Consider the following 8261-nt stretch of genomic DNA (forward strand, 5'->3'; position numbering starts at 1 on the left):
TCCGCCATGCCGGGCCGCCGCGTCGAGTGCGACGCGGCGGCCCGGCCGGCCCAACCCGAACCGAGCTCCCATGTCCATCCACGTCGCGCTGCATCACACCACCCGCTATCGCTACGACCGGCTCGTCAACCTCGGCCCGCAGGTCGTGCGGCTGCGGCCCGCGCCGCATTGCCGGACACCGATCCTCGCGTATTCGATGACGGTCGAGCCCGCGCAGCACTTCATCAACTGGCAGCAGGACCCGTTCTCGAACTATCTCGCGCGGCTCGTGTTTCCGGAGCGTACCGAGCACTTCGAGATCACGATCGATCTCGTCGCCGAGATGTCGGTATACAACCCGTTCGACTTCTTCCTCGAAGCGAGCGCCGAGCAATACCCGTTCAGCTATGACGACGCGCTGAAGACCGAGCTCGCGCCGTATCTCGTCTGCGATCCGCAGACGAGCGCATCGAAACTGTTCCGCACGTATCTCGACGGCGTCGATCTCACGCCGGCCGGCACCGTGAACTTCCTCGTCGCGCTGAACCAGCAGCTTCAGCGCGACATCGGCTATCTCGTGCGGATGGAACCCGGCGTGCAAACGCCCGAGCAGACGCTCGAGCTCGCGTCCGGCTCGTGCCGCGACAGCGCCTGGCTGCTCGTGCAGCTGTGCCGCCATCTCGGCATCGCCGCGCGTTTCGTGTCGGGCTACCTGATCCAGCTCACGCCCGACGTGAAGTCGCTCGACGGCCCGAGCGGCACGTCGGTCGACTTCACCGACCTGCACGCGTGGTGCGAGGTCTACCTGCCGGGCGCCGGCTGGATCGGCTTCGACCCGACGTCGGGCCTGCTCGCCGGCGAAGGGCATATTCCGCTCGCATGCACGCCGCAGCCGACGAGCGCCGCGCCGGTCGAAGGGCTGATCGACGAGTGCGAGGTGTCGTTCGAGCACGAGATGACCGTGACGCGCGTGTACGAATCGCCGCGCGTGACGAAACCGTATACGGAATCGCAGTGGGACGCCGTGCTGACGCTCGGCACACAGGTCGACGGCGCGCTGGCGGCCGGCGACGTGCGGCTCACGCAGGGCGGCGAGCCGACCTTCGTGTCGATCGACGATCGCGACGGCGCCGAGTGGAACACCGATGCGCTCGGCCCGACCAAGCGCGGCTATGCGACCGAACTCGTGCAGCGACTGCGCGCCGAGTACGGCGACGGCGGTTTCCTGCACTTCGGGCAGGGCAAGTGGTATCCGGGCGAGCAATTGCCGCGCTGGGCGCTGTCGATCTTCTGGCGCGCGGACGGCCAGCCCGTATGGCACGATCCGTCGCTGTTCGCCGACGAGCGCGAGCCGTCCGCATATACGACCGACGACGCGAAGCGCTTCATCGATGCGCTCGCCGCGCGGCTGAACCTGACCGATGAATTCATCCGGCCCGGCTACGAGGATGTCTGGTACTACCTGTGGCGCGAGCGCCGGCTGCCCGTCAACGTCGATCCGTTCGACTCGCGGCTCGACGACGAGCTCGAGCGCGCGCGGTTGCGCAAGGTGTTCGATCAGCAGCTCGACAGCGTCGTAGGCTACGTGCTGCCGGTCAAGCGCACGGACGACACGCCAGGCCTCGACGGGCCGCGCTGGCAGACCGGCCCGTGGTTCTTCCGCGACGAGCGGATGTATCTCGTGCCGGGCGATTCGCCGATGGGCTATCGGCTGCCGCTCGATTCGCTGCCGTGGGCCACCCGCTCCGACCACCCGTACCTGGTCGAACGCGATCCGTTCGCGCCGCGCACCGCGCTGCCGGACGCCGCCGCGATCCGCGCACGCTACGCGGGCCCGGCCGACGCGCCGCGCTACCTGGCCGGCGTGCATCGCGAAGCGTCCGCGCAGACCGTGATGCAGTGGCGCGACGATGGCACGGCCGCGAGCGGCCGACCGGGCGCCGCGGACCCGCAGCGCCGGCCCGAGCGCTTCGAATCGGCCGCGTGGATCACGCGCACCGCGCTGTGCGTCGAAGTGCGCAACGGCATCCTGTACCTGTTCATGCCGCCGCTTGCCGCGCTCGAGGATTATCTCGAGCTGCTCGGCGCGATCGAGCTGACCGCGCACGCGCTCGGCGTGAAACTGGTGCTCGAAGGCTATCCGCCGCCGCGCGATGCGCGGCTGAAGATGCTGCAGGTGACGCCCGATCCCGGCGTGATCGAGGTGAACATCCATCCGGCCGCGAGCTTCGACGAGCTCGTCGACCACACCGAATTCCTGTACGACGCCGCGTGGCAGTCGCGGCTGTGCAGCGAGAAGTTCATGGTCGACGGCCGCCACGTCGGCACCGGCGGCGGCAACCACTTCGTGCTCGGCGGTGCGACGCCGGCCGACAGCCCGTTCCTGCGCCGCCCGGACCTGCTCGCGAGCCTGATCGCGTACTGGCACAACCATCCGTCGCTGTCCTACCTGTTCTCCGGGCTGTTCATCGGGCCGACGAGCCAGGCACCGCGCGTCGACGAGGCGCGCAACGACCAGCTCTACGAACTCGACATCGCGTTCGCCGAGATCCAGCGCAACAAGCTGCTGTTCGGTCAGGACATGCCGCCGTGGCTCGTCGACCGCGTGCTGCGCAACCTGCTGATCGACGTGACGGGCAACACGCACCGCAGCGAGTTCTGCATCGACAAGCTGTACTCGCCCGATTCGTCGACCGGCCGGCTCGGCCTGCTCGAACTGCGCGCGTTCGAAATGCCGCCGCATGCGCGAATGAGCATCGTGCAGCAACTGCTGCTGCGTGCACTGGTCGCGCGTTTCTGGGCCGCGCCGTACACGACGCCGCTCACGCGCTGGGGCACCGCGCTGCACGACCGCTTCATGCTGCCCGAGTTTCTTCAGATGGATTTCGACGATGTGCTCGCCGAACTGCGCGATGCCGGTTTCGCGTTCGATCCGGCGTGGTTCGCGCCGCACTTCGAATTCCGCTTCCCGCTGTTCGGCCAGATCGCGGTGAACGGCATGCAGCTGTCGCTGCGCGGCGCGCTGGAGCCGTGGCACGTGATGGGCGAGGAGGGCGCGCCCGGCGGCACGGTGCGCTACGTCGATTCGTCGGTCGAACGGCTCGAAGTGCGCGTGACGGGGCTGAACGACAACCGCCACGTCGTGACCGTCAACGGCCGCGCGCTGCCGCTGCAGCCGACCGGCACCGTCGGCGAGTACGTCGCGGGCGTGCGCTACAAGGCGTGGTCGCCGCCGTCGGCGCTGCATCCGACCATTGGCGTGCACGCGCCGCTCACGTTCGACATCGTCGATACGTGGCTGCAGCGTTCGCTCGGCGGCTGCCGCTATCACGTCGCGCATCCGGGCGGGCGCAACTACGCGACCTTCCCGGTCAATGCGTACGAGGCCGAGAGCCGCCGGCTCGCGCGCTTCGTCGAGATGGGGCATACGCCGGGACGGATGGATGTCGCGGCTGCCGCGCCGAGCCGCGAATTCCCGTTCACGCTCGACTTGCGGCGGCCGTGATCCAGCGATGACGGGGCGGAGGACGACGATGCGCGGCTCGCAACCTCCCGGCGGCCGCGCCGGAATGCTAGGATGCGGGCAGATTGCGGCCGCGCGCCGCAGCAGCTTGCCGCCGGTGCGGCGGCGCGCATGCGCCGTTGCACCCTGAAGACGGAACGACATCGTGCCGCCCATTGACACCGATCATCTCGCCGCCCTCGACGCGATGCCCACGCTTTTCGATTCCGGCGCGCAGCCGGATGCCGCCGAACTGGCTGCCGCGCTCGCGGCGCCGGCGGCCGCCGGCCGCTACGACGAACTGCGCGGCAGCGCGGCCGGCCTGAACGCGCCTGCGCTTGCGCCCGCCTGGCGCAGTTTCTTCACATCGATCGGCAGCGACGGCGTGGCCGACCTCGATCGCCGCGCCGACGCGCTGCACCGGCGCATGCGCGAGAACGGCCTGTTCTATCAGCTGCACGAGCAGCGCGCCGGCGACGGCGCGGCCGGCCCGTGGTCGCTCGACCTGCTGCCGCTGATCGTCACGCCCGAGGACTGGGTCGGAATCGAGCGCGGGGTGCTGCAGCGCGTGCGGCTGCTCAACGCGACGCTGGCCGACCTCTACGGGCCGCAGACGATCCTGCAGCGCGGGCTGTTGCCGCCTGCGCTCGTCACCGGTCATCCCGGCTACCTGCGCGCGATGCGCGGCGCACGCGTGCCGGGCGACACGTGGCTGCACGTCGTCGCGTTCGATCTCGCGCGCGGCCCCGACGGGCAGTGGCGGATCGTCGCGCAGCACACGCAGGGCGCGGCCGGGCTCGGCTACCTGCTCGAAAACCGCCTGATCGTGTCGCGGCTCTTTCCGCGCGGGTTTCGCGGGCTGCGCGTGCAGCGGCTCGCGTCCGCGTACCGCGCGCTGCTGCAGAGCATGCAGTCGCTCAGCCCGGCCCGCAAGAATTCGCGGATCGTGCTGCTGACGCCGGGGCCGCACAGCGCGACGTATTTCGAGCACGCGTATCTCGCGCGCTACCTCGGCCTCACGCTCGTCGAAGGCGGCGACCTGACCGCGCGCGACAACCGCGTGTTCCTGAAGACGCTGAGCGGGCTCGAACCGGTGCACGGCATCCTGCGGCGCGTCGACGATGCGTGGCTCGATCCGCTCGAACTGCGGACCGACTCGATGCTCGGCGTGCCGGGGCTGCTGCAGGCTGTGCGTGCGGGCAACGTGCTGCTCGCGAATGCGCCGGGCTCGGGCTTCCTCGAATCGCCGGCGATGCTCGGCTTCATGCCGCGCCTCGCCGAAGGGCTGCTCGGCGAAACGCTGACGCTGCCGGCCGTGCATTCGTGGTGGTGCGGCGAGGCGGCCGCCTGCGACGACGCGTTGCCGCAGCTCGCGCGCGGCATCATCAAGGCCTCCTATCCACCCGAGGTGCAGGCCGGCGGCGGGTTCGAGCCGGTGATCGGCGCACGGCTCACGCAGCCGCAGCTGGCCGAATGGCGCGCGCGGATCCTCGCGCAGCCCGAACACTACACGGTGCAGGCCGACCTGCCGCTGTCGCAGGCGCCGACCTGGCCGCGGTCCGACGAGCCCGACGGCAACGGCGGCGCACGCATCGTGCCGAAGCCGCTGCTGCTGCGCGTCTTCGCGCTCGCCGACGGCGCGCAGCGCTGGCGGCTCCTGCCGGGCGGGCTGTCGCGGGTCGGCACACGCGACACGCTGTTCAACGCGCCCATGCCGCGCGGCGGCAGCACCGTCGATACATGGGTGATGACCGAGGGCATCGTCGATTCGACGACGCTGCTGCAGACACACCTCGGCCCCGACGACCTCGTCGAACGGCCCCGCGCGATCGCGAGCCGTGCGGCGGAGAACCTGTTCTGGCTCGGCCGTTACACCGAGCGCGCGACCAACCTGATGCGGCTGGCCCGCGCCGCGCTCGAACGGCTGCGCGGCGAAGACGATGTCGACAGCCCCGCGCATCTGGAACTGATCGATACGCTGTGCCGCGACACGGGCCTGATCGCGGCCGACGCACCGAATGCCGTCGATGCGCCGCGCGCGTTCCAGCACGCGCTCGCGACATCGCTGACGCGCGGCGCCGATCGCACGTCGGGCATCGCGTCGTGCCTGTTCGGGATGCGCGGCGCGGCGGCCGCGATCCGCGAACGGCTGTCGAGCGATCAGTGGCGGCTGATCGACGACGCGACGCAACTGTTCGCGGACAGCGCCGGCCTGCCGGAAGCCGAGGAGCAGATCGGCAACGAGGCACTGCAGCTGCTGGAGCGCCTGGGCCTGCTGCTCGGCGCGATCACCGGCGCGCAGACCGACAACATGACCCGCGACGACGGCTGGCGCTTGCTGTCGATCGGCCGGCAGATCGACCGGCTGGATTTCCTATGCAGCGTGCTGAAGTTCGCGTTCGACGAAGGCGCGGTGCATCGGCAGGACGGCTTCGAACTCGTGCTGGAGCTGTTCGACAGCACGATCACGTTCCGCTCGCGATTCCAGCGCGGCTTCGATGTCGCGCCGCTGCTGTCGCTCGTCGTGCTCGATACCGACAACCCGCGCTCGCTCGGCTGGGTCGTGCAGGCGCTGCGCGGCCGGCTGACGAAAGTCGAGCGCAGCGAAGGCTATGCGCTGTCCGAGCTGGCCGAGACGGTTCCGGACGTTCCCGCGTGGTCGCTGCATGAGCTGTGCGAGACCGCCGAAGGCGGCCGGCACGACAAGCTGCTCGCCGCGCTCGACACGACGGTGAAGGCGGTGTGGGAGCTGTCGAACCGGATCGGCGAGCGCTATTTCAGCCACGTGCGCGAGGCGGGCAGGACGCTATGGTGACGACGAAAGGCGCGGTAAAAGCGCCGTCTGGCGCCAACCATGCACGACCGGCAGCGGCACCGGCCGCTCCGGCCGCCGTTGCACCGGGCCGGTTGCTGCGCGTCACGCACGACACCGAATACCGCTACGCGGCGCGTGTCGAATCCGCGCAGCACCAGGCGCGCCTGCAACCGCTCGTCACGCCGCGCCAGCAGGTGCTGTCGTTCTCGCTCGACATCGAGCCGGCACCGGAGTCGGTCAGCACGGAGATCGACGCGTTCGGCAACGCGCGTGCGTCGTTCGCGCTGAACCAGCCGCATGACGCGCTGCTCGTGCGCAGCCGCAGCACGGTGCGCGTGACGCCGCCCGTATGGTCGCGCGGCGCGCGCGGCGAACCGCCGCCCGCGATCGCGAATCCCGATGCAAAGCAGGCGACCGAATGGGAAGCCGTGCGCGACCGGTTGCGGTTCCGCGCGGGTCAGCCTTACGACGCGGCGAGCGAATTCGTGTTCGCGTCGCCGCATGTTGCTTGCGATCCCGAACTCGCCGCGTATGCGGCCGCGAGCTTCACGCCGCAGCGGCCGCTCGTGCAGGCCGCCTGGGACCTGATGCGGCGCGTGCATGCCGATTTCGCGTACACGCCGAACAGCACCGACATCACGACGTCGGCGCTCGATGCGCTACGGTTGCGCAAGGGCGTCTGCCAGGACTTCGCGCACGTGATGATCGGCGCGTTGCGCTCGCTCGGGCTGGCCGCGCGTTACGTGAGCGGCTACCTGCTCACGCAGCCGCCGCCCGGTCAGCCTCGGCTGATCGGCGCCGATGCGTCGCATGCCTGGGTCGAGGTGTACGACCCGGCGTGGCCCGAGGACAACGGCTGGCTGCAGCTCGATCCGACCAATGATCGCGCGCCGGGCGACGACTACGTGATGCTGTCGATCGGCCGCGACTATGCCGATGTGACGCCGTTGCGCGGCGTGATCCGCGGTGGTGGCGCGGATCAGGAGCTGAAGGTCGGCGTGACGGTCGAGCCGCTCGATGCCGATTGATGCGGGTTCGCCGATCGGAGCGGTCGTTTGTTGATCGCGTGTCTGCAGGCGCGTACGTTCGTGATGGCTGCGAACCGGACGGTCCATGCGCGCGGCTCGGAAGACACTTCGTACTCGACCGTGAGACATGACCGGAAAGTCACGTGTCATTCCGTTCGATTGAATCGGACGAGTTCAATTCTGTAGGAAAAGAGAAAACTGCACTTGTGCGCTGGTGCCCGGATTTCCGATGATCCGGATCTGCGTTCACGTCGCGTCAGCCTGAACGGCTGGCGGCGGAACGGCAGAAAAACACCAAACCGCGCGCAGGAGCCAGGGTGACGCAGCTTTATTCCGATTCTCGATCGGCGACGGACGAACCCGTCGCACGGTCGATCGATGCCACCGAGTCGGACAGCACCGGAACGCCACGCGAGCCTCCACCGATCGTCGTCGGCCGAGGCGACGGGGTGTCGATGTGGACGAAAGACACCCGGCTGATCTGCATCAAGCAAATGCCGTTGCCCGGTATCGTCATCTTCGTCCATGGCGTGAACTCAGAAGGTGAATGGTTCGAGGCCGCCGAGCGGGGGCTGTGCGACGGTCTGAACCGACGGCTCGGGCGGCTGGACGATCAGTTGCAATATCACGGCATCGATGCCGGGCAATTGGTGCCGGCGAAGTACACGGAAAGCGTGACGCCGGATGGGTTCCTGAATCCGACGCTGCTTGCGGACAACTACGTCAAGCCTGATCCGTCGTTCTCGCCGGTCATACATTTCCGGTGGGGCTATCGGGCAACCGCCGCAGAGTTGAAAGAGTATGGCGACAAGATCTTCCTGAACGAGAAGGACTATTGGGGCGGCGGTCCGTTCACGAACGGCTGCGCGAGCCTGCCCGATCTCTGGCACGGCGGCCTCGACGACCGCGCGGCCGGATGGGTGACCGTCCAGGGGAT

At 69.1% G+C, this 8261-nt stretch carries 3 protein-coding genes and 1 pseudogene; all 4 read left to right on the forward strand.

Annotated features, from left to right (window positions below; all coding sequences use genetic code 11):
• Positions 1–70: 70 nt before the first annotated feature.
• Positions 71–3484, forward strand: a complete 3414-nt coding sequence (locus tag DIE03_RS31765) for a DUF2126 domain-containing protein (protein ID WP_124456143.1) — start codon at positions 71–73, stop codon at positions 3482–3484.
• A 205-nt stretch (positions 3485–3689) separates the two neighbouring features.
• Positions 3690–6296 (forward strand): circularly permuted type 2 ATP-grasp protein, encoded by a 2607-nt coding sequence (locus DIE03_RS31770; RefSeq protein ID WP_124456150.1) that lies wholly within the window; start codon positions 3690–3692, stop codon positions 6294–6296.
• Complete coding sequence (locus DIE03_RS31775) at positions 6290–7324, forward strand: transglutaminase family protein (RefSeq protein WP_124456144.1); 1035 nt, start codon at positions 6290–6292, stop codon at positions 7322–7324. Before DIE03_RS31770 ends, DIE03_RS31775 begins: the two co-directional genes overlap by 7 nt.
• 455 nt (positions 7325–7779) lie before the next feature.
• Positions 7780–8261 (forward strand): annotated as a pseudogene (locus tag DIE03_RS31780) (hypothetical protein); the annotation flags it as partial.

Origin of the sequence: Burkholderia sp. Bp8992 (assembly GCF_003853705.1) — a bacterium.
Lineage (GTDB): Bacteria > Pseudomonadota > Gammaproteobacteria > Burkholderiales > Burkholderiaceae > Burkholderia.

What these genes read in the sequence shown, in the direction of transcription:
- DIE03_RS31765 (WP_124456143.1), top strand. Translation starts at nt 71, where the DNA reads ATGTCCATCCACGTCGCGCTGCATCACACCACCCGCTATCGCTACGAC.
- DIE03_RS31775 (WP_124456144.1), top strand. Translation starts at nt 6,290, where the DNA reads ATGGTGACGACGAAAGGCGCGGTAAAAGCGCCGTCTGGCGCCAACCAT.
- DIE03_RS31770 (WP_124456150.1), top strand. Translation starts at nt 3,690, where the DNA reads ATGCCCACGCTTTTCGATTCCGGCGCGCAGCCGGATGCCGCCGAACTG.